This window comes from Rosistilla carotiformis, from assembly GCF_007753095.1.
Classification (GTDB): domain Bacteria; phylum Planctomycetota; class Planctomycetia; order Pirellulales; family Pirellulaceae; genus Rosistilla; species Rosistilla carotiformis.
The window spans coordinates 935,367-957,926 of the sequence record NZ_CP036348.1 but is presented as its reverse complement, the minus strand read 5'-3'; the positions used below and the strand labels follow the sequence as shown (position 1 = coordinate 957,926).

The window sequence follows — 22,560 nt, the reverse complement described above, 5'->3', positions numbered from 1 at the left end:
TCTGTTCTCAAAACTATCCGATTCCGGAACCGAATAAACCCATGAATAAAATCCTCCATCGAACGATCATTGCTGGCGTCTTCGCACTGTGGATCCAGATTTGCCCCGAGGCGTTTGCTCAACTGGATCGCGTCTACCCAACCCAAGGTCCCGTGGTCAGTGGCACGATCTCTCAGGCCCAGCCCGACGGAGTGGTGATTCAGGTGGGCGGCGCGGAGCGGAAGTTCACGCTCGACAAAATCGACAGGGTCGTATTCAACCGGGAACCGGGCCCACTGACCGAAGGGCGTAGCCTAGTCCGTCAGGAACAATATGAAGCCGCCCTGGCGCAGCTGTCGCAAATCAACATTTCGGAAATCGATCGCGATTTCATCAAAGCCGATGCCATGTTCTACCTGGCCTACTGCCAAGCCAAGGTGGCGTTGGCGGGGCAGGGGGATAAAAATTCGGCCGTAAAAAACATGTATGGTTTTGTCACGACGGCAGGAAAAAACAGCTTCCATTTCTATGACGCCGCCAAAACGCTCGGTGACCTGGCGTTGGCCGTCGGCAGCTACGACAACGCGGTGAAGTACTACGGCGCGTTGGCGCGGGCAAGCGATGCCAACTTGCAACTGCAGTCGCGGTACCTGGTCGGTTGGTCGTATTTACAGCAGAAACAGCTCGATGAGGCGGAGAAAGCGTTCGCCGCGGTCGCGTCGGCAACGGTCAATTCCCCCGAACAATTACGTTATCAAAAGCTTTCGATCGCGGGGCAAGCGGCAATCGCTGCGGCCAAGGGACAAGCCGACCAGGGCCTGGACAGCTTGAACAAGTTGATCGAAGAGAGCGATCCGGCCGACGCCGAACTGTTCGGCCGATTGTACAACGCCCAAGGAGCGTGCCTGGCCGCCAAGAGCGATCCCGAGGGGGCGGTGTTGGCTTATTTGAAAACCCACCTTTTGTTCCCATCGGACCCCGATTCGCACGCCGAAGCGCTCGCAGAATTGGTACAGTTATGGCCACAGGTCGGGCATCCCGAACGTGCCAATGAAGCCCGCACAATCCTGCAAGCCCGCTACCCGGGGCGAAACTGATTTCCAAACCGCCGACTCAGAACCGGTTGCGAACGGGATCCGCACCGCGTCGGGGCGGCTTGAATCGCTGCGGGGCTGCGAAAAAACTTCGCGGACAATTGCCTTGCTCTGTCTACAATATCACTTCTTGAACAAACCAACCCAACCATGCAATCACACTGTGCTGGAGAACCTTTGATGACCCGATTGTCGAACCTGACCAATGCCAAGCGGCCTGCAGTGGGCCTTTTCGGGTGGTGTTTTATCGCCCTGGCCTTCTCGCTGTTCGCCGTTGTCACGCCAGTTTCGGCGCAGGACGAAGCGGCCGATGAATTCGCCGACGCGCCCGCAGAACCCGTCGCAGCCGCTCCGGCCGAAGACGGAGGTGCCGCGCCAGCGGCCGCGCCCGCAGCGGCTGCTCCCGACGCTAGTGATCAAAGCTTGCTGGGTTGGGTTTATCAATCGCTAGGCCTGACCTACCTGCTGGTCTTTTTGGCGCTGTCGTTCACGTTCGTCTCCTTACTGGTGATGAATCTGTTGACCGCCCGCCGCGATACGTTGTGCCCTCAGGAATTGGTCGACAGCTTTGAAGAGAAACTGGACGGCAAGGACTTCCAGCAAGCCTACGACCTGGCCCGCGCTGACGAATCGGTGCTGGGACACGTGCTGTCGGCCGGCCTGGCGAAATTGTCCAAGGGCTACAACAAAGCGCTCGAAGGAATGCAAGAAGTGGGCGAAGAGGAGAGCATGAAGCTGGAGCACCGCTTGAGTTACATGGCATTGATCGGCAACATCAGCCCTATGATCGGTCTGTTTGGAACGGTCGACGGAATGATTCGATCGTTCCAGGTAATCGCGACCAGCGGTTCGACGCCGAAGCCCAGCGAACTGGCCGGCGGTATCTCGACGGCGTTGTTCACGACGCTTGTCGGTCTGGCGATCGCGATTCCCGCCATCGCAGCCTACAACATCTTGCGCAACCGCGTGACGCGATTGCTGCTGGAAGTCGGTGTGACCAGCGAAGATCTGATGAGTCGCTTTGAAGACATCAAGCCAGGCGCCAAATAGGCGATCGCCCGGCTGGTCCAAATTGCCGAAGACCGGCGACGCCGGTCCTATTCCCATGTTCGCCAACGCATTGCGTTGGCTCACTGACCCCAGAGCACAAACATGCGCGTGAAATCAAAGAAACCCGAGATCGTAGAAGGCGATTTGACGCCGATGATCGATATGACATTTCAATTGATCGCGTTCTTCATGGTATTGATCAATTTCTCGCAAACCGAAGCGAACGAACGGGTTCAGCTGCCCAGCAGCGAACTGGCGCGTCCCCCCGAGGGCGAGATCGAATCACCGATCATCATCCACGTCGCTGCCGACGGAACCGCGATCATCGGGGCCGAGGAAATCTCGGTCGACACGATGCGACCGATCCTGAATCGCGAGATCAGCGTCCTGAAATCCAGCGGCAAGACCGCCGAGGATGCGAACATCATCATCCGCGCCCATAAAGATGCGGCGACGGGGAAGGCCCAGGAAATCATCAGCGTCTGCCAAGAGGTCGGCTTTGAGAACTTCCTGCTTCGAGCCAAGGAGGAAGTGCTATGAAAATTCGCAACCGTGCCGAAGGAATCAAGAACGAACTTCAGATGACCTCGATGATCGACATCGTGTTCCTGCTGCTGGTCTTCTTTATCATGACCTTCAAGATCGTCGAACAAGAAGGTGACTTCAATATCAAGATGCCGCTGGCATCGCAGAACAAGCAATCGCAAAGCGATGACCTGAACATCCCTCTGAAGGTCCGAATGGAATCCGACTCCAGTGGCGGACTGATACGAATGCGATTAAACGAGATCGACCTGGGAACCGATTTCTCAAAACTGCGGCAGACCGTGGTGGGTCTGGTCGGTGCCGGAGGTGGTCCTACCGAAGGCGAAGATGGCCAAGAGGTCGAGATCGATGCCGATTACAACTTGCGTTACGAATACACGATTCAAGCGATCACGATGGTGACGGGCGAAAAGCGTGGCAAGGAGACGATCAAGCTGATCGATAAAATCAAGTTCGCTCCCACGCGGCGTCCACAATAGGCTCTACCGACCCTTCGCTTTGATTCCACATTTGCCGCCTTGGGACTTTGTGCCAATGGCGGCTTTTTCGTAGGCATCTCCGATCCCCCAGTCGTCACAGAAGCTACAGTCGACGGCAGTCACGTCGTCGCGACAGGTTTCTTCGCACCTATTCCGGGTCCGGCGGAACTTTCTGCGGTGGAATACCGAATTCGATCTTAACAGAGACTTGATACAGAACTATCAAGTTCGTCTATTCGATCCCCTTGTTCATCGGAAATCCAAATGCCCCTGGATTTTGGAAGGCTGGGCGTCGGCACCGTACTCAAGGAATCGCTGTACAGCGATTCTGGAATGCTTCTGCTGCGCCGCGGCTCGTACATCAGTGAAGAAGTTTACAATCGCTTACGCCGACGCAGCACCTCGCGGACGGCGTCCGCCCCGGCGTGGGGCGATCCCTACACCGCCAAGCTGCCCGGATCCAACGGCTCGCGGCATGGGTGCAAGCCCTACGACGCCCAACAAATCCAACGCTTGCAGGATCGTTTTGAATCCGCTTCGGAAACCGTCACCGACCTGGCCGAAGCGTTCAATCAACGCAAGCTGACATCGGACGCGGGACTGCGAGAACTGGCCGGCGATTACATCGAAGAGATGGCTCGCGATATGGACCAGGTCCTATCGGCGCTGTGCGAAGTTCCCGAAGACCAACGTCTCGCAGCGCGTTGCATTCGAATGGGAATGATCAGCATCGCGATCGGCATCGAGATGGACCTTCCCAAGGATGATCTCATCCAATTGGGAACCGCGGGGGTCATGCACGACTGGGGCCTGTTTGGCGAACCGACCGACCTGCGGTTCATCCACCCAGCGATGACGTTGCACCAACGCATCCAATACACGCGTCATCCGTTCCACACCTACGATCTGCTGCGATCGATTACCAACGTTTCGAATTCCGTCGTGCAAGCGGTTTTACAAACACATGAACGGCTCGACGGCAGCGGCTTCCCGACGGGACTGCGCGGTGATCAGATCCAACCTTTCGCGCGGATCCTGGCGGTTGCCGATACGTATTTGTCGCTGACCGAACCACTGGGCGACCTCCCGTCGGTCGTTCCCTGCGACGCGGTTGCCTACTTGGTGGGACAGCTGGGCAAATCGCGATTCGACCCTCGCGCGGTGCGCGGATTCTTGCAAGCGATGGCCCAGTTCCCCATCGGCAGCCTGCTGCAATTGAGCGATTTTCGGCAGGTCAAAGTTCTCCGCAGCAATGGCAAACAATATGGCCGGCCAATCGTCCAAGACTTAATGAACAGCGAAATATTGGACCTTGCCAAGCAGGACCTGCGGGTCGTCAAACCCATCCTTCGCCACGACCCGCCAGAGTATCGACTGAAGCCCGAATTTCGGCGGTTGATGGACAATCGCGATCTGCCAGAATATCTCCATCAAGATTGTTTCGTGAGACCCGAGGCGGTTGAGGCGTAGAACGCCCGCGTCGGGCTCCATTTCATTCACGCGGAGACCCCACCATGACGCTACCAGGAATCAAGCTGTTCGACCTCTCGGGTAAATCGGCGATTGTCACCGGCGGTTCGAAAGGACTTGGCCAAGCGATGGCCGCGGGCCTGGCATCGGCTGGTGCCGACGTGATGCTGGTCAGTCGATCGCAGCAAGAAGCCTCCGACGCGGCGGCCAAGATCGCTAGCGAATTCGGGCACCAAGCGTTTGGATTCGCCGCGGATGTCTCTCAACCCGAACAAGTCCAATCCATGGTCGACGAAGCGATCAACCGCTTTGGCAAGATCGACATCTTGATTAACAACGCGGGGATCAATATCCGAGGTAGTATCGAATCGTTAACGCTCGATGAATTCCGGCAGGTCCAATCGATCAACACCGACGCGATGTGGAGCTGCTGCAAGGCGGTGGTCCCTTTCATGAAACAGGCGGGTTCGGGCAAGATCATCAACCTGGCCAGCACCCTGGGCTTGGTGGGCCTGGCGAACCGCACCCCTTACGCGACCAGCAAGGGAGCCGTCGTCCAGCTGACCCGAGCGCTGGGGCTGGAATTGGCCGGCGATGGGATCCAAGTCAATGCGATCTGTCCCGGTCCGTTCCTGACGCCCATGAACGAATCGATCGCGGATACCGAAGAGGGAAAGCAGTTTATCGTGGGTGCGACTGCGGTAAAACGGTGGGGCGAACTCGAAGAGATCCAAGGGGCCGCGATCTACCTGGCGAGCGCCGCGTCGAACTACATGGTCGGCAGCCTGCTGGTAGTCGACGGGGGCTGGACGGCGCGATAGCCGCAATCCAACGCTGCGACTAATCTTTCTGAAAGATCAGCAACAACCCCAACACCGCTGACACGAACAAGACAATGGCCAACATCACCGTCCAGGATGCCTCGGGGCGCTCGAGCCCTTGGCCGCCACGACGGATGCGATCGCGCAAACGGTTTTGACCAATCCCGATCGCAGTTTCGGCGCCAACGTCAGGGCGATGTCCCGATTCCGTTTTGGCGTTGGCAAGAATCGATTCTTCAACATTGTGCTCGGTGGCGATTTGCAGCATCACACCCTGCACGTGGCGTGCGTTGAAGGGACGCTTCTCTGGATCTTTTTCCAGCAGTTGTGCGATGATCTCGTCAAACGCTGAGGGACAACCGGGAATGCGGTCGCGGACTCGAGGGGGCGTGCCATGCAAATGGGCTTCGAACAACTGCATGAAGTTGTCGCCGCTGAACGCCTTCTCTCCCGTCAGCATCTCATACAGGCAGCAGCCCAACGCATACAGATCGACTTTGCCGGTGATCGATGCATCTCCGGTAATTTGCTCCGGAGCCATGTAGGCATGGGTCCCGACCGTCATCCCCGCTTCCGTGAGGTCGCTGTTATGGAGGTCGCGGGCGATGCCAAAATCGCCTAACTTCACCGTCCCATCGCTGGTCAGAAAAATATTTGCGGGCTTGATGTCACGATGGATGACACCGTGATTGTGGGCGTACTGAAGCGCCGAACAGATCTGAATCGTCAGCGAAACCACTTCTTGCCACGAGAGGCATTGGCCGCCGTGAAACAGCTCCTTGACCGACCCACCGTCGACAAGCTCCATCACGTAATACAGTTGCCCGTCGTGCTCGCCACCACCGTAATATTCGATGATGTTGCGGTGCGACATCCGCTGCAGGATCGCCATCTCGCGTTCGAAGCGAGCGCGAATCAACGGATCCCGCGAAACCGCGGGGTGTAAGATTTTAACGGCGTATCGGGCACCGTCGCGGGGATCGGTCGCGTCACATATCGTGCCGACAGTGCCAACACCGATCGTCGTTCCAAGCTGGAGGTCTTCCAGCCGAATCTGTTTCATCGGTGGCTCGTTTCACGCTAGGCAACGGACCATCGGAACTGCCGCCCGATGATCGAGAGGGACGCGGAACCGCACATCGGAAGATCACGATGCTTCGCCTTGCGGAAACGACGCGCTAGACTTCGATCGATTCAATACGCACGCGGGTGTAAAGCTGGCGATGGCCGGTACGGCGCTTGAAGCTTTGACGGCGACGGAACTTTTCAACGTAAACCTTCTCGCCCTGCTTCGGTCCCAAAACGGAAACCTTGACGGTGGCACCGCTGACCGTTGGCGAACCAAGCTTGAAACCATCGTCCGAACCGATCGCCAAAACCTTGGGGAAATCAAGGCTTTCCCCTTTTTCGACGTCGCGGTAATCGATATCGATTTCTTGGCCGGGCTCAGCACGATATTGCTTGCCACCATCCACGAAAATTGCATACATCGTAGATTGATTCCTGTGTCGTATTCGTTAGTGTCTGATTAAATGTGCGTTGTCGTGCCGGGGGATTGGGCACGTTTAGCTGCGTGAGATTGGATGACTATAGACGCTGGGTCGTCTTTATTGAAGGGCTAAAACAGAGCACAGGGCCGCGGATGACCAGAATTTCTGTTCTTTTCCTGCGGCTTGGCACGCTCGCTTGGCTTTATTCCGGTCTCGCGATGTCCTTGATTTCCCAATGGATCTGGCCATCGTGGGTTTCTTTGGCGACCAGCCTGACCAAAACCGGCTCGGCAATCACCCCCGCCGCGTCTTCAAATTGCAGTGTCCAACGGCGAAGTCCCGTTGTTCTCATCGTGCTGTCGATACGAACAAACTCCCACTGGGGTTTCTTGTCGGCATTTAACAGCGACTTAACGAGCGGTTGTGCGATAAAATCGCTGAAGACGGGTCCACTGGTCGGCAGGTCCTGTTCTCCCCCGGGTGCCGGCTGATTGGCATAGTATTTTGCCAGATCGACGTGTTTGTAGTGACGGTCCCTCTCCGGTAGCATCATTTCGAAGCAGAATTCGGCTTGGCCGGTTTGAAAGCAATTCAACCAATCGACCGCAAAGCCCTTGGCCGTCTGCAAATGCAACTGATCGGCAGCGTTGTGCGACGCGACGGCCCAGCTGCCGAAAAACAGCCCCAGCCCAAGCCCCGCCATCGCGAGCGTCTTCCCCGCATACGGTAGCTTCGACGGACGCAAGGCAATCAGTGCGGCGGCAATCGCTAGAATCGGCACAACCCACATATAGGGCCCAGCCAAAGCAACGGCACTGATCAGTCCCAACAGCAACGAGACGATCCCCGAAACCCGCAATGGATGGCTTTGCAGTTGGTCCGGATCCATCTCAACCGATGAAAAAACAACTTTGGGCGAACCGGAATCCATGATCAAGCGACTCTTACTTGTATTCGGTGGTCGATCAAACGCGCCACCAGCTGGCGGGAGCTGTGAGACATTGAGGCACTACGGAGACGAACCGGATTGGGTTCGAATCGCCCCACAAATCGCTTGAGCATCGCTCCGGCTGGCCGAACGCGGCCGGTTTGAACGGCTTTCCGAAAATATCCGTCGCAACCTTTCCTTGGGAGCGGTTTAGCAACCTTCCGCAGAAGCTCTCAGGGGCGTAAAATTCCCGCCTAGCTTGGTGTGCAACCAGGCACTTCAAGAAATCTAGAAAAGGAAGATCACGATGACTGCCCAGGCTGTCCAGGAGCGAATCTATAATTTCTCCCCAGGTCCAGCAACGATGCCGCTGTCGGTATTGCAACAAGTGCAAGACGAACTGCTGTGCTTGCCTGGATCGGGCTGTTCGATCATGGAAATGTCGCATCGTGACAAGACTTTCCTCGACATTTTGCACGCCGCCGAAAACGGCATCCGTTCGCTGTTGAACGTTTCGGATGACTACGCGGTGCTCTTCCTACAAGGGGGAGCGCGGCTGCAGTTTTCGATGATCGCAGCGAATCTTTTGCGTGGCCAAAGCGGCAAGGCCCAGTATCTCGTCACCGGCAGCTGGGGCAAATCGGCCGTCGCCGAGGCGGTGAAAGAAGGCCCAACGGAAGTTATCTGGGACGGCAAAGCCGACAATTACAACAACATCCCCAGCGACGCCGACTACTCGGTCGATCCGTCGGCGGCCTACCTGTATTACTGCAGCAACGAAACGATCCAAGGGGTTCAGTTCCAAACCGAACCTACCGCACCACAAGGCGTGCCGTTGATCTGCGATTCGTCGAGCGATTTCCTGTGTCGCCCCGTCGATATCGAAAAGTACGGCATCCTGTACGCGTGTGCTCAGAAAAATGCCGGCCCTGCAGGGGTGACCGTGACCGTGATCCGCAAGGACTTGTTGGAACGGTCGCAAGCCGAACTCCCTGGCTACCTGAACTACAAGAACCATGCCGACAACGATTCGGAATGGAACACCCCGCCCACGTTTGCGATCTACGTTCTGGGCAAGGTATTGAACTGGTTGCGCGACGACATCGGAGGCCTGCAAGCCATGCAGGACGTCAATCGCGAGAAGGCAGCACTCCTGTACGACCTGATCGATCAATACCCCGAATTTTACATCGGACACGCAGCCCCCGGATGTCGTTCATTGATGAACGTCACCTACAAATTGCCTAGCGACGAATTGCAGTCCGCGTTTTTGACCCAGGCGGCGAAACACAATCTCGGCAGCCTGAAGGGTCATCGCAGCGTCGGCGGCATCCGTGCCAGCATCTACAACGCGATGCCTCGCGAAGGTGTTGCAGCCTTGGCCGATTTCATGAAAGATTTTGTTGCTCAAAACGGTTAGTGCTGGCCCCGTGAATTCACGGGCTACCGCCAACGACGCTGCAGAGATCGACTGGTGACAGCGGATCCCTGCGGCTCGCGAAATCGTTTGCGTTAGGGCATTCCCCCGCTGGCCCTTACGATTGCTAATTTCCTCCATCGCAGACTCCCATCAGAACCGACTTAAATCATGCACCGAATCATCGTTCTCGACAGTATCGCCCAAGAAGGCCTGGATATTTTGGATGCCGAACCAGGCGTCGAATACGACGTCCGCACCGGTCTCAAAGGTGAAGAACTCCGCCAAGCCCTGTCCGAATACGATGGCGCCATTCTCCGCAGCGGCGTGAAGATCACGCCCGAATCGGTTGCCGGTAACACGCGATTGAAGGCGATCGTACGAGCCGGGGTGGGAACCGACAACATCGACAAACCGGCAGCCACGCGGCAAGGGATCGTTGTGATGAACACGCCGACGGGAAACACCGTCAGCACCGCCGAACATGCGTTTGCTCTGATGATGTCGCTGTCGCGGAACATTGCCGCAGCGAACCAAAGCCTGGTCGAAGGCCGCTGGGACCGCAAGCTGTACATGGGCAGTCAATTGGCGGGCAAAACCTTGGGCATCGTCGGAATGGGACGGATTGGCCGCGAAGTCGCTTCGCGCGCCAAAGCCTTCGAAATGCGGGTCGTCGGTTACGATCCGTTTTTGACCGAAGAGCAGGCGATGAAACTAGGAATCGAATACGCGGCGACCGTCGACGACCTGTTGCCGCAAATCGATTACCTGACGGTCCACACGCCACTGACCCCCGAAACGACCAACCTGGTCAGCAAGGCGAACCTCGACAAACTGAAGCCCGGCGTTCGCTTGATCAATGCCGCTCGCGGTGGCATCTATGACGAAGAAGCGTTGCTTGAAGGCTTGGAAAGCGGAAAGATCGGCGGCGTGGCGCTGGATGTTTTCCCCAACGAACCTTGCATCGACAGCCCACTGTTTGGCCGCCCCAACGTGATCTGCACACCGCACTTGGGTGCCAGCACCGAAGAAGCACAAACCCAGGTCGCTGTCGAAGGTATTCACTTGTTAATCAATTTCCTGAAGACAGGTGAAATCCGTCACGCGGTGAACGTCGCCGCCTTGGACCCCAAAACGCTCGCCGACATGAAGGGCTTCCTGAACGTCGCGCATCGCTTGGGCGTGCTGTTGGCCCAATGGCACGGCAGCGGAATCTCCTCGGTCAGCTTGAACTACCGCGGCGAAATCGCTTCGAAGAGCACCCAACTGCTGACCAGCGCGTTCTGCGCCGGTTTGTTGGAGAACGCGTTGGAAGAAGAGGTTAACGTGATCAACGCCGAGGTCCTGTTGCGAGATCGCGGAATCGATCTGGTCGCTCAACAACACCATGAGATGGGATCGTTCACGTCGTCGATGACCGTGGAAGTTTCGGGTGCCGACCGAACCGTTAAGGCATCGGGTGCCTTGCTGGGGCACAACATGCCACGCTTGGTGATGCTGGACGACCATCGCTTGGAAAGCTACCTCGACGGCAAACTGTTAATTTTCACCCATGCCGACGTTCCAGGAATCATCGGTCGCGTGGGAACCGTGTTTGGTCAGCACAACGTCAACATCGGACAGATGGCAGTGGGCCGCGCTGGCGGCAAGCCAGGCGGACGTGCCGTGGGCGTGTTGAATCTCGACGGAGTTCCGTCGCAAGCGGCACTGGACGAGGTGCAGGCGATCGAAGCGATCGACCATGTATGCGTGATCGAACTGCCTCCAGCGGATCAATTGCCCGCATGGTTGCAAAACTAGTTCTAACACCACGGAACGGAATCGTACGGACGGTCGCCCGACGCACGGTTGCCGGACGCACCGCACGACGCTTCCGGAAGGCGTGAGGCCGCGTCGGCTGGACGCGGCGGCCGAAACCAACTTTCCTCAAAACTTCTCGAGCTTGCAATGTTTCGTTGCCAGCCAGCGAGGTTATATTAGAGGTGACAATGGTTTTCCGCTCACAGGAGCTAGGTGATGGACGAACACGATTCGATCGATCTGTTTGCCCGCGTTCGCGAAGGCGAAAGCGAGGCCCAGTTCGAGCTGTTTGACCATTATGTCGTGCGACTCTTGGGATTGGTTCGAAAACGCATCTCACCGCAATTTGCCCGCCGCATCGAAGCCGAAGATGTGGTGCAATCGGCTTACCGCAGCTTCTTTTCAGGCGTCCAGGACGATCGCTTTGTGCTGCAAAACAGCGGCGATCTCTGGCGACTGCTGGCCGCGATCACGATGAATAAACTGCATCGCCAACTGGAGCGGAACAAGGCAGCCAAACGTTCGGTAAATCGAGAATGCAGCATTCAATTGCAACTTGGAGATTCCAGCTGCACGTTTTCGGTCGACGCGGTCGCCAGCGAACCGACCCCTGAAGATGAAGTCGCACTCAGCGAAGAGATTGGCCTGCTGATGGATTCCTTTGACTCGGCGCAGCAAACAATGTTTGAACTGCGACTGGCGGGAGCCACGATCGATGAGATCGCCACGCAGATGCAGTGCTCCGAGCGAACGGTCCGCCGCTTCTTCGATCAAAAAGTGAAACCGATGCTCGCGTCTCGGTTTGGCGTGCCCGCCACATCGTAAGACCGAGCCTGCCCGATGAAACCGCCGCGCTAGTCTTGCGTTCGCATCGTCACGCGAGGCACCAAAGGCGGACTGGATTGCCGTGCCGGCGGCGCAGGTGAAGGCAACAGATCCAACACCAAATTGTTGGCCTCGCCCGCAAACAACGGCTGCGAATACTCAGGGGCCACCAATTGCTTCGGGGCGCTGATCGCCAACGGCTGCGGGGTGCGCAGCAAGGCGATCGGGCGACTGGCATGCACCGCCAAGATGCCCGCGGGATTCGTGTCGCAGGCACCGACAAACTGCCACCCCGCATCGTCCATCGCAAATCGGAATTGCATCAAATCAAACGGGTGCGCCGGGCGATGGCTGCCGACCAAAGATTGCACGCCCAAAAGCTGCTGGGCCGATTGCAGCAGCGAGTCTCCAAGCTGGCCATTGCGAATCGTCACGCCGCCGGCGATGCCCGTCAACAGTCCCCGCTCGATCCGGCATTGCCCCAACCAAACGTCCGCGGTTCCCGTCAGCTTATGAGCCAGATTGTCGAACACCCGACTGACTTCGATTCCCGTGATCGAAGAACCGCCCAGGTCGACGTTCCATCCTTCGCGATTCAATCGACAACCGATCGGACCATTAAATTCACATCCATTCCCCAGTTTAGGCAGCTGAGGGAAGTAGTCCGAGAGCAGTGAATAGGGGAGCGACGTCCCTCCGGTGTGCAGCTTCCAAGCCGTCTCGGGATACCGACGACTGCGATCGCGAGTGATCGAAATCGTGGCTGGGGAAGGCATCTCGCGACCGGCAATTTTGAACTGCATGATCGTTTCGTTGGCAAAGTCGTGCGGCTGCACATAAGCCTGAAGATCGGTCAGCGTCACTCCGCCGCTGGTGCTCGAGATGCTTAGATCGTCCGCCGCGATCCGGACCGGATGGGTCGTCAGTTCGGGGTGGCACAAGAATCGATCGTGCAGCAGATTCCAGGCGTGAGGCAATTGGGCCGCCCGAACTTCGGGTTGCGCCAACCGCAACGCGAGCCTTCCATCGCGGGTCGTGAACTGCACCACGCGAATGCTGCCGACATCGGCTCCCGTTTCTGGATCGGTAACATGCACCCGCTCCAGTTGCATCGCGCCGGGAGCCAACACCTTCAGAACGCCAATTTCAAATCGCAGCCCAAAACGATCGCAAAGCTCTGTCTCCAGACGGTCGCGACGCCAGTTATCGAACCACGGCGTGCTGCGAACCAAGACGGTTGATATCGTCATCAGTGTGGGCAGCGCGCACGCGACCACAAACACCATTTGACATATCATTCGACGAGTTCTCTCGTGCATCCTTGCACCGATCGGTTGATTGACTCCGACCATGAAACCGTCCAAGATCTCGGCTCCATGTTCGCAACGCAGCGTGCGCAATCGTAGTGGTTGATCGAAGATGAGGGTAGAGCGAACGTGCTCGCGCGATGGCGAAAACCATCGGTTTCTGAAGGGTTTACTGGCGGCGATGCCGCTGGAACATCGGCCCTAAGCCACGCTAGCATCCATCGCCAATGCGCCTAGGCTCCAGTCGCGCTGGCGTACTCTGCACCCAGCGTTGTTTTCCACAGTAGCGCGATAGCATTCTCAAGCCGAGAGATAGATTGCTAGCAATCTATGGATGCCTAAGCGTAGCTGCAGCCGTTGCGTACCGGTAGCGTCGACGGAACCTGCCGGCGAACTTCGCGGATGTCTCAATGGCAAGCTTTCAATAGGCGTCGTTGGAGCTGCCAAACGTCATCGACTTGGCGGTCGAATTGCTTTCGGTTGGTTCGCTCCACTGAATATCGCAGCGGCTCATCAGCCGGCCGGCGATCGTCAGATCGGCCCCCAGCGTTCCCACCAAATTCCCCAGAATGGAATCGACGGGGATATCGGAGGCTTCGTGCAGGATCATCGTCTTGGCATTGGGAGCGACGACGGTCGTGATCTCGCCTCCAACGGCCGCTTCAATCGCCGGCCTGAGCGAATCGAGCTGTCGCTTGTCGTCACCGACCAACAGCACGCGTTGGCGTCCACCAAACCGCAGCAGCTTGGGATACGCTTGTTTGAGCGCCGCGGTGATTTGGCTTTGCAATTCTTCGGCGGAAACCACTCCCGCTCCACTGGTATCGTTCAACATTTCGTTGGCGGTGGCCGTGGCGGCAGCCAACATCCTGTCGAGCATCTCACCGATCTTGGCGGGCCCAGTGGGGGAGGATGAGTTCAGACAACGGAACAACAGCTTATCGGCGAACTGATCGTGCAGCGCCGTCGCGATGATCGGCTGGATCTTCCGTTCGGTCAAATTTGAAGACGCACCGCTGGGCAAATCGAGCCCCAGCAATAATTGGTGCAGGTCGGCGAGTTCATTGGCGTGTGCCAACAGTTCTTGTTCGAGTCGTTTCACCCGGTCGCCGATTTCTTCAAAAACGATGCCGTTGGGTTTTTGCAAATCGGCCCGCATCAGATCGATCATGGCACCGGACAGCTTCGACAGATCGATTTGATTGATCCGCGTCGACGTTAGGTCGCTCATTAAGTGATGCAACGCGTCGTTGGCGCGTTCTTTCAGACAGGTGATCTCGCGTTCGTTCTCTTGAGCGTACGCGAAGCATTGTTTTGTGATCGCCCGCAACAATCCGACCGACTGAAACAGATCAAGCTTTTGGTCACGCAGTTTGCCGCGAATCAACCGCATCAGCGCGGGAATCGCTCCTTGCCCCAAGGGAGGCAGGTCGTTGTTCAGCTCCTCGACCTCCGCCGCCTGGGCGAGTAGAGGCTGTGCTTTCGCACGCGCCCAGAGCACCGCGTCTTTGGCAATGGGCGCCTTGGGATCGCGCCGCGACTGCAGTTCCGTCGCAAGCGTTTGCTCCAGTTCGCGGCACCAAGCTTCCGGCTTTTGGTGCAAGACGTCTTCGATTTGTTGTGCCGCCCAGAGCGTGGGTGAAACGCCAATCTGATTGAGCATCGTGATCACATCGTGAGGCAGGTTGGCGTGCTGCGTCTTGGGATCCCCCATCCAACCACGAATCACTTGATCGATCGAACGCTTCTTCAAGCTTTCGATATCGATCGTTGGGCGGACCTGTAGCGGTGCGGTCCCGAAGCTGCGGATCGTCGATTGGGTGCGATTCGCGTTATCAACTTCCGGTCGCTTCCGTGCCTGATCCATCAGGGCCGGTGCGACAAACGCGTCATTCCAAAGGTAGTCTGAGATCAATTGGACGCCATCCTGATCCTTCGTAGGCGCCGCGACGTAAGCTGCGGGCAACGGGGTCCTTGCTGCGGGCACCGATGCCAAGGTATTGGCGCGGTCCTCGGGGTATCCTTTGTTAGGTTGCAAGAAGTAGTGCATTTCGCTGAGCGCCGCATGCGTCGATGCGACCGACAGGGGATCTGCGTTTTCAACGTTTTCGGGAACCGATGCCAACATCAACGGCCGCACTTCGACATCGGCAAAGTTGTGTTCGTCCAACAGATTCCGAATCATAAAGGTGACGTCCAGAAACATCCCGCTAGCCGTTCCGCCCAGCAGCGATCCAACGACATAGATACGTGGCTTCAACGTCCCCGTGGGATCGACGATCAATTCCGATATCGACTGGGTCAGCATGCGTTTCAAATGACTCGCATGATCGATCAAAGCCAACCGTCCCAACGGACGCAACCCTTCGGTGCGGCGTGTCTTGGGAACGTTGTAGATCCAACGGCGGCTGATCGAAGTGAAACGATCGCCGTGCGAATCACGGTAGTCGTGAGGGCTCTTCAACGGAAAGCAGGCCCGCTGCACATTGCAAATCAAGTTGTTGGCAATTTCGAATTCGCGGAACCGATACATTTCGGCATCATCGGTATCGATCAGCAAACCCTGCAGATCGAAATCGGCACTATTGGTGTTGGTTTGCTTGAGGCACAACTGCTCCATCACACTGCGCCCCACGCCACCGAGACCAATCACCAGGGCTTGGCTGGTTCCAAGGTTCGCCAGTTCTTGAGAATCGAGGCGGGGCAGGTTGTCGACGGCCGGACGATTGCTGCCTGCGGGTCCTCCGCCGAGACCGCCAAACTGCTGCGTCGTCCCATCGACGGGGTTCGCTTGGGTGGGAATGGCAATCGGCCGTTCATTGGATTGCCGCAGACGGCTGACCAATTCGCGGCAGCTCGCAAACCGTCGATTAGGATCCTTTTCTAATGCGCGTGCAATCACGGGACGATCCGCCGGGGGCAGCGATTCCAGGTTCGGGGCGCTATGAACGTGCTGGGTCGCCAATTGCGCGATCGTGCGTCCCGCGAATGGCCGGTGCCCGGTCAACAACTCCTGGTACATGACCGCCAATGAGTACTGATCGCTGTTGTGATGCGGCCGACCATCGAACACCTCAGGAGCCGCGTAGATTGGCGTCAGACCACCCACCATCGAACATTCAACATCGCCAAGATCTTTCAGCAGACCAAAGTCGCCAACCTTGACGTGCCCTCCAACGATCAACAGGTTTCCCGGCTTGACGTCCAAGTGCTGCAGCTGAAATTCGTCGTGCAGGTAGTCGAGACCATCGGCGGCGTCGTGTAGGAAATTCAACAGATCCGACTTTGGAATGCCGCACGATCCGCGCTCGCGATGCTTGTTGTAGATATCCTCCAAACTGCCACTTGCCAATTCGGTGATGATGATCAATTGACCGTTGACAATTTCAAAACGTTCCAACGACAAAAGGAACGGATGATTGACCCCTTTGATGCGGTTCAACGAGCGCAATTCGCGCGCCCCTCGTTCGCTGTCATGCGAACCGAAGACGAACTTGATCGCTTTTTCCATCCCGCCGGGCGCTTCAGCGCTCCAGACTTCGCCGTAACCACCGGCCCCTAGTTTGCGCAAGACCTTGTAGCCAGCGATGGTTTCCGTACCGGATTCTATTTTTAATGCTGAAATCGTCATTTTGCCCACACTCTATAGTTCGCTGAAGTAGCTCTTACATGCTTGGTCCAAGAAGTCGGGTCTCAATTGAGGTGGGATCTTCTTGTACTTACAAAAGTTGTTCACTTGGGTCAGGATGTCGCGTGGCTGACAGCGACGCAGCGACCGACCGCTCTGTTCGTAGAATCGCAGAAGATGCTCGGCAGCCCCTTTGACTGGCGGAAAGCCCATCTTCTCGACGTTGTGGTTGAAGATCCGCGTAAACTCTTTAGGATCCGGATCGTTGACCATGATCTTGTAGGGGACGCGTCGCAGGAACGCTTCGTCGACCAATTGGTCGGGATTCAAGTTGGTCGAAAAAATGATCAACTGCTCAAACGGTATCTCAATCTTCTTGCCCGATGGCAGCGTCAGAAAATCGATCCGGTTTTCCAGCGGAATGATCCAACGATTCAACAGTTCTTCGGGCTGGATCCGCTGCCGACCAAAGTCGTCGATCAATAGACAGCCACAGTTGCTTTTCAGTTGCAGAGGTGCTTCGCAAGTGTTCGAGCGGGGGTCGTGCCGCACCTCGAGGTTATCCATCACCAATTCGCCACCGACGATAACCGTCGGCCGTTGAATCCGGACCCAACGGTGATCCCATTGCTGAGCCTTGATAATCCCGTCGCCGGTTTGGGGAATCGGCATCGGACGATGGAAAGCATCGTCTTGGATCTTGATCAGATTGCCATCATCTAAAAACGCATGCGGGATCCAAATTTCTTGGCCAAGGCATTGCGTTAGACAGCGGGCGATTGTGGTCTTCCCATTCCCCGGCGGACCAAACAAGAACATTCCACTGTTACTGTTGATCGCCGGCCCCAACTGGTCTAACAATTCGTTGTTGTGAGAGATCCCAGCAAGCGCGGCGCGCAAGTCGTCATATCCAATCGGGTCCATGCCCGCGGCTTGCGCTTCGACACTCAACACATAGTCGCTCAATGGAACGGGAGCCGGCCCGGTGTAGGCACAATGACTCATGTGCGTCTGCGCCCGCTTTTGGCCGTTTTCGGATAATGAATAGTAGTAGTCATTAAAGGCAGCAGGGCGAACGTGCGTAATCAACTGCCGTGTCCGCTGGGCCTCCAGCAACGGTTCGATCACGCAAAACGGAAGTCCGGTCCGTTCGGCCATCGCCCGACCACTGAGCGTTCCGGTGCCCAGAAATATTTTTAGAATCAACGCATCGATATACGACTCCGAAAGTCCCGTTTCGTGCAGATTGCGTGGTTCGGTCGGCCAAAAGGTATCGCCACCTAATAGGCCAGACAACAACGCTGAATCGATGCTGTGCGTCTGATTTAGTACGGTCACTAAGTTCACCTAGCGAGGGTCAAGCGATATTGGTTTGCGGACGTTCCGCTGAAATCTAGCTCGCTAGATCAACCAGGGAAGCGAGAACGGATAAACTCCTGAAAAAGATGTTTTGCTTGATCCAACCCCTCGTTTTACGTCCTAAACTTCGAAAGATCTCAGAACACAACAGGTACCAAAATGGACAAACCGTCCTCTTGCGGATTGCACTGATTATGACAATCGCTCCGAACATGATCGCTACCAACCCACTGTCAACAGAAATTGGCAGTGATGTATGGTTCCTTAGCGGCCCGACTCGGCCCGGGGATGTGTCGCGTTTTATCCCTGTCGAAGAAGAACCGTTCGTCGTCGGCCGCAAGCCCAACGTGAACCTGACTCTGGGATACAACACCGTTAGTAGCGCCCATGCCAGCCTATGGACCGAAGAGGGACAACTGTGGCTGCAAGACCTGGGCAGCACCAACGGCACCTTCGTAAACGGACAACGGGTCACACAACCGGTACGACTGGGCGAAGAGGACCTCGTTCACTTTGCCGAAGCGCTCTTCCGAATCCGCCGCCAAAGCATTGGCGCATCAATGTCGGGTACGATCCCACAAAACGTCTGCGATCAAGCATTGGCACTGGTTCAATTCGATCGGTTGATGAGCGAACGCTTGGTCGTTCCACATTTCCAACCGATCGTGCGAATGAGCGACAACGAGATGCTGGGGTTTGAAATTTTGGGCCGTGGCCGCGTCTTTGGATTGGAATCGGTCGGCGCGATGTTCGAAGCGGCGTCGCAATTGAATCTCGAAGTCGATCTCAGCCAGATGTTGCGTTGGGAAGGGGTCCGCGTCGGTCGCAGCCTTCCCCAATGTCCGGTCCTGTTTGTAAATACCCATCCCGCCGAACTCGCCAATGAAGGGCTCGAGGCCTCGCTGGAACTGCTCCGCGACATGGCGGGCAGCACGCGACTGGTACTGGAAATTCACGAATCGGCAGTCACCAACCCAGAATTGCTCAGCCAACTACAGTCCAAACTGCAGTCGCTTGGAATCGGATTGGCATACGACGACTTCGGATCCGGGCAAGCACGACTTAGCGAATTGGTTCAGGCCCGTCCCGAATTCGTGAAATTTGACATGTCCTTGATCCGTGGCATCGATACCGCCAGTCCCGAGCGTCAACGGATGCTGGAAGCCCTGGTCAAAATGGTCCGCGACCTCGACATCCAGGCGCTTGCCGAAGGAATTGAAAGTAAAGCCGAAGCTGAGTTCTGCCAGCAGATCGGCTTCGATCTCGCCCAGGGCTATTACTTCGGGCGCCCCGTCCCCATCGAATCGGCAACCGATCGTAGCTGAGACGCAGTCCTCCAGCGTCCGATGAACAAGTCGCTTGCAGCACAAGCGCAAGAACGACATTGGTGCGCCACGCGATTGCCCATGCGATCCCGTGGTGATCTTTCTTTCGCCTCCGGGCGACCTCACGCGCGCACGAGTTCTCCGCCCGCCCCCGATCGCCCGGTTCGAGCGTGATTCACGCTCCGATGCGTCGGATCCACCCGGCATCGGCGTTGTGCCGTTGCCCTCCAACGGTGCCATCAGACGGCGGCGAATACACGGATTTGCATGAATCCATGGTTTCTAGCCCCTCGGTTTCGTTCCGACCGATGGACGATAGCACCTCTTCCTCTCTCCCCCGTCGATAGGAAGCGGAAAACAAAACACCAAAAGGTGGGTGCCGCATGTTTACTGCCTCCGCTTTACTGCCTATTATGTCAGACATGTAGGGCGTATAATCGTCGACTTGGCGGGAGGGATTTCCCCCTTCCAGCCGCGAAGCGTTAGGCTTCACGCCTCAAAGGTCCCGACCGGCAACTCGCCGATCGAGCGCTAATCACTTGTCTCAAATAAGGAATCGATCGTGCAATTGACACCCGTGCCGCGGCGTTCTTCCGTCGATGAAGTGGTCGAGCGGATCCGACATGAAATCGAGTCCAAAGGGCTCACGTCGGGCGATCGGTTGCCCGGTGAGATGGAGCTGATCAAACAACTAGAAGTTAGCCGACCGGTGCTCCGCGAAGCGCTGGCTCGTCTGCGAGGGCTGGGGCTAGTCGAGATCCAACGTGGCAACGGCACTTTTGTCGCCGAGACCGATTCGTTGACCAGTTGCGTGCGGATGTTGCGGTCGGCCGTCACGATCTCGCCCCGCGAACTGCTCTCCTACACCGAACTGCGAACGGCGATTGAGGTCCAGGCCGTCCGTCAAGCCGCTCAACGTGGCACGGCGGAGGACGTCGCAGAGCTTCGAGCCATCCTGGAGCGATTGGTCAACGTCGATCTTCCATGCGAAAAGTCGCTCGAATTGGACTTCCGCTTCCATCGTCGACTCCTCCAAGCGGCCGACAATGTGTTGATGCAGAACATCATGGAAGTGATCTATGAGTTTGTGTTAACACAGATGGCACAAACGACACCTTCCCCTGCCGACAACGCATTGGGACACAAGTTGCATATCGAGATCGTCGACGCAATCGAAGCTCGAGATCCCGATGCCGCCGAATTGGCGATGCGACAACACATGGAAATTGTCCTTCAACGTTTGACAGCGATGGTCGATGAAGCCCCACATGCTTCCAGTGCAAGCTAAATGCTTGAAAACTGCTAATCGCACATCGATTGAGCGTGCCGCCCTTCCACAACATAAAGAGATCACGGGGCGAACTATTAGCAGCTCATCGATGACGATCGAACCGACAAACAATCATCCAGGTTCGTCACTTGATCTCCCCGAACCTATCGGGATATAGACTTCTAAACGCTCAAAATACTTTGGGCGCGATGGGAATCGCTGGAACGCGAAACCTCAAAACCAGGCATCGATATCAACGGAGGAGTTGCCAGGACGTAAAAACACTGGCACTCCGAGTTGAGCTCGCTTGACCGCCACCAGGGGCGGTGTAGAATGTCTGACGTCTTCCCGCTGCAAGGGCTGCAAGGCGGTTCAAGTGCACTTAACGTGATTGCGTTAAGTGGTTCGGGGCCATTCGGTGGGAAGTATCCATCGATCTTTTGTCCGGGTTCAGAACAATTTCATGCATTTTCAGCAGCCTAATTTCACAAAGAGGTCTCCTGATGAAACGTCGGAAATTGGGTTTCACGTTGGTTGAGCTATTGGTTGTGATAGCGATCATTGGAATTCTCGTCGGCTTGCTCTTGCCGGCTGTCCAGGCGGCGCGCGAAGCGGCACGCAGAATGTCGTGCAGCAACAATCTGAAGCAGCTTGGTTTAGCCGTTCACAACTATCACGACACATTTAAAGTTTTCCCAACAAATTGCATCGTTGCATCAGGAACCTGGGGACAGGATCACGTTTCACATAAAGGCAGCTTCCTTGTCAAACTGCTGCCGTTTATTGAACAACAAGCCCTTTACGATAGTTGCGATTTCACGGGCGACACCGTGCTGCACAGTGTGACACCGAGTGGTGAATTTGTTCATTCCGTGATTGTCGAAGGGTTCATTTGTCCCAGCGACAACCATCAAGGACACTGGATGGGCGGGGCCACACACACTGCCGATTCCAACGGGCAGAATCGTGCGTTATCGAACTACTCAGGCAGCATGGGCAGTCAGGCCAATAGTCCTTGCGGTACACACAATAACTACTTTGGGACCGGCCCTGATATTCGTGCTGACACTTTGAATGCGAGTCGAATTTCAGGTGTGTTTGGGCACTGGGCATGGTCGGCGCGGTTGCGAGACATCACCGATGGGACCTCCAGCACGATTGCAATTGGCGAGATTCGGCCCAATTGCGCAATGCATACTCGCGACGGCTGGATGGCAGAAAACGCTCTCTACACGGGAACGGGAATCACCATTAATTTCAACACTTGTGAAGGCGAACCTGGAAGCGGAACGGGGTGCAATCAACACACCGGACAATGGGGTGCGTCGCAAGGATTCAAGTCGATACATCCTGGGGGGGCGATGTTTGTCTTGTGCGACGGCTCGATTCAATTTCTCTCCGAAACTATCGATATGGTCACCTATCAACGACTCGGCGATCGGCGCGACGGACAGCCGGTTGGACCAATCTAGGACGTTGAGAAATTCGCAATTTCAATTTCAAGGGGATTCATATGTTTAAATTCGTCTTAGGCCTCACCTGCGTTTCGTTTGGACTGGGCTGCTCTGGAAGTTCCGTTCCTGAGACCTATCCGATCAGCGGGACAGTGACTTACCAAGGGGCTCCGGTTGCAGATGCAACCATCACTTTTTCGCCAACCGCCGGGCGTCCCGCATCGGGGACAACCGACGATGGTGGTACCTTTCAATTGACAACTTTTGATGAGGCGGCAAAAAGGTCATCTCGAATGGTATGAAGAATTTTCGATCAGC

The 22,560-nt window shown here is 56.5% G+C and carries 18 protein-coding genes; 12 read left to right on the top strand and 6 right to left on the bottom strand.

All coding sequences use genetic code 11. The annotated features are described in order from the left end of the window. Positions 1 to 41 precede the first annotated feature (41 nt). The 6 genes from Poly24_RS03490 to Poly24_RS03465 all read left to right on the top strand — a co-directional run bounded on the left by Poly24_RS03490 (position 42) and on the right by Poly24_RS03465 (position 5,439). Positions 42 to 1,076: a tetratricopeptide repeat protein gene (locus tag Poly24_RS03490; protein ID WP_145090509.1), complete on the top strand. Its 1,035-nt coding sequence runs from the start codon at positions 42 to 44 to the stop codon at positions 1,074 to 1,076. 177 nt (positions 1,077 to 1,253) lie between these two features. Beyond that, positions 1,254 to 2,123, top strand: coding sequence for a MotA/TolQ/ExbB proton channel family protein (locus Poly24_RS03485; RefSeq protein WP_145090506.1), 870 nt, complete (start codon positions 1,254 to 1,256; stop codon positions 2,121 to 2,123). 102 nt (positions 2,124 to 2,225) lie between these two features. Next, a complete protein-coding gene (locus Poly24_RS03480; protein WP_145090503.1) occupies positions 2,226 to 2,663 on the top strand; it encodes an ExbD/TolR family protein in 438 nt (145 codons plus the stop codon). Continuing rightward, positions 2,660 to 3,148 (top strand): ExbD/TolR family protein, encoded by a 489-nt coding sequence (locus Poly24_RS03475; protein ID WP_145090500.1) that lies wholly within the window; start codon positions 2,660 to 2,662, stop codon positions 3,146 to 3,148. Before Poly24_RS03480 ends, Poly24_RS03475 begins: the two co-directional genes overlap by 4 nt. Before the next feature lie 264 nt (positions 3,149 to 3,412). Beyond that, positions 3,413 to 4,618: an HD-GYP domain-containing protein gene (locus Poly24_RS03470; RefSeq protein ID WP_145090497.1), complete on the top strand. Its 1,206-nt coding sequence runs from the start codon at positions 3,413 to 3,415 to the stop codon at positions 4,616 to 4,618. Between the two features lie 44 nt (positions 4,619 to 4,662). Then, positions 4,663 to 5,439, top strand: a complete 777-nt coding sequence (locus Poly24_RS03465; protein ID WP_145090494.1) for an SDR family NAD(P)-dependent oxidoreductase — start codon at positions 4,663 to 4,665, stop codon at positions 5,437 to 5,439. 19 nt (positions 5,440 to 5,458) lie between these two features. Here the strand turns inward: Poly24_RS03465 and Poly24_RS03460 are convergent, their stop codons facing one another. From Poly24_RS03460 to Poly24_RS03450, 3 genes are all read right to left on the bottom strand, one after another. Then, positions 5,459 to 6,502, bottom strand: a complete 1,044-nt coding sequence (locus tag Poly24_RS03460) for a serine/threonine protein kinase (protein ID WP_145090491.1) — start codon at positions 6,500 to 6,502, stop codon at positions 5,459 to 5,461. A gap of 115 nt (positions 6,503 to 6,617) precedes the next feature. Then, on the bottom strand, positions 6,618 to 6,929 hold the full coding sequence (gene rplU, locus Poly24_RS03455) for a 50S ribosomal protein L21 (protein WP_145090488.1): 312 nt from the start codon (positions 6,927 to 6,929) through the stop codon (positions 6,618 to 6,620). A gap of 202 nt (positions 6,930 to 7,131) precedes the next feature. Continuing rightward, a complete protein-coding gene (locus Poly24_RS03450; RefSeq protein ID WP_145090485.1) occupies positions 7,132 to 7,860 on the bottom strand; it encodes a hypothetical protein in 729 nt (242 codons plus the stop codon). 304 nt (positions 7,861 to 8,164) lie between these two features. Here Poly24_RS03450 and serC point away from each other — a divergent pair, with 304 nt between their 5' ends. The 3 genes from serC to Poly24_RS03435 all read left to right on the top strand — a co-directional run bounded on the left by serC (position 8,165) and on the right by Poly24_RS03435 (position 11,899). Beyond that, positions 8,165 to 9,277 carry a 3-phosphoserine/phosphohydroxythreonine transaminase gene (serC, locus tag Poly24_RS03445; RefSeq protein WP_145090482.1) on the top strand — a complete coding sequence of 371 codons (1,113 nt, stop codon included), beginning with the start codon at positions 8,165 to 8,167 and terminating at the stop codon, positions 9,275 to 9,277. 168 nt (positions 9,278 to 9,445) lie between these two features. Then, complete coding sequence (gene serA / locus Poly24_RS03440; protein ID WP_145090479.1) at positions 9,446 to 11,074, top strand: phosphoglycerate dehydrogenase; 1,629 nt, start codon at positions 9,446 to 9,448, stop codon at positions 11,072 to 11,074. A 216-nt stretch (positions 11,075 to 11,290) separates the two neighbouring features. After that, positions 11,291 to 11,899, top strand: a complete 609-nt coding sequence (locus Poly24_RS03435) for an RNA polymerase sigma factor (protein ID WP_145090476.1) — start codon at positions 11,291 to 11,293, stop codon at positions 11,897 to 11,899. A 29-nt stretch (positions 11,900 to 11,928) separates the two neighbouring features. On the opposite strand, the gene Poly24_RS03430 is transcribed toward Poly24_RS03435, so the two are convergent. The 3 genes from Poly24_RS03430 to Poly24_RS03420 form a co-directional block, all read right to left on the bottom strand. Next, positions 11,929 to 13,149, bottom strand: coding sequence for a hypothetical protein (locus tag Poly24_RS03430; RefSeq protein ID WP_145090473.1), 1,221 nt, complete (start codon positions 13,147 to 13,149; stop codon positions 11,929 to 11,931). A gap of 478 nt (positions 13,150 to 13,627) precedes the next feature. Further along, on the bottom strand, positions 13,628 to 16,837 hold the full coding sequence (locus Poly24_RS03425) for a protein kinase domain-containing protein (RefSeq protein ID WP_145090471.1): 3,210 nt from the start codon (positions 16,835 to 16,837) through the stop codon (positions 13,628 to 13,630). 12 nt (positions 16,838 to 16,849) lie between these two features. Then, a complete protein-coding gene (locus tag Poly24_RS03420; RefSeq protein ID WP_231753450.1) occupies positions 16,850 to 18,172 on the bottom strand; it encodes an ATP-binding protein in 1,323 nt (440 codons plus the stop codon). A 215-nt stretch (positions 18,173 to 18,387) separates the two neighbouring features. Here Poly24_RS03420 and Poly24_RS03415 point away from each other — a divergent pair, with 215 nt between their 5' ends. From Poly24_RS03415 to Poly24_RS03405, 3 genes are all read left to right on the top strand, one after another. Further along, positions 18,388 to 19,518 (top strand): EAL domain-containing protein, encoded by a 1,131-nt coding sequence (locus Poly24_RS03415; RefSeq protein WP_145090465.1) that lies wholly within the window; start codon positions 18,388 to 18,390, stop codon positions 19,516 to 19,518. Between the two features lie 562 nt (positions 19,519 to 20,080). Next, positions 20,081 to 20,806 carry a FadR/GntR family transcriptional regulator gene (locus tag Poly24_RS03410; RefSeq protein WP_145090460.1) on the top strand — a complete coding sequence of 242 codons (726 nt, stop codon included), beginning with the start codon at positions 20,081 to 20,083 and terminating at the stop codon, positions 20,804 to 20,806. A gap of 485 nt (positions 20,807 to 21,291) precedes the next feature. Beyond that, positions 21,292 to 22,260 carry a DUF1559 domain-containing protein gene (locus Poly24_RS03405; protein WP_145090456.1) on the top strand — a complete coding sequence of 323 codons (969 nt, stop codon included), beginning with the start codon at positions 21,292 to 21,294 and terminating at the stop codon, positions 22,258 to 22,260. Positions 22,261 to 22,560 lie beyond the last annotated feature (300 nt).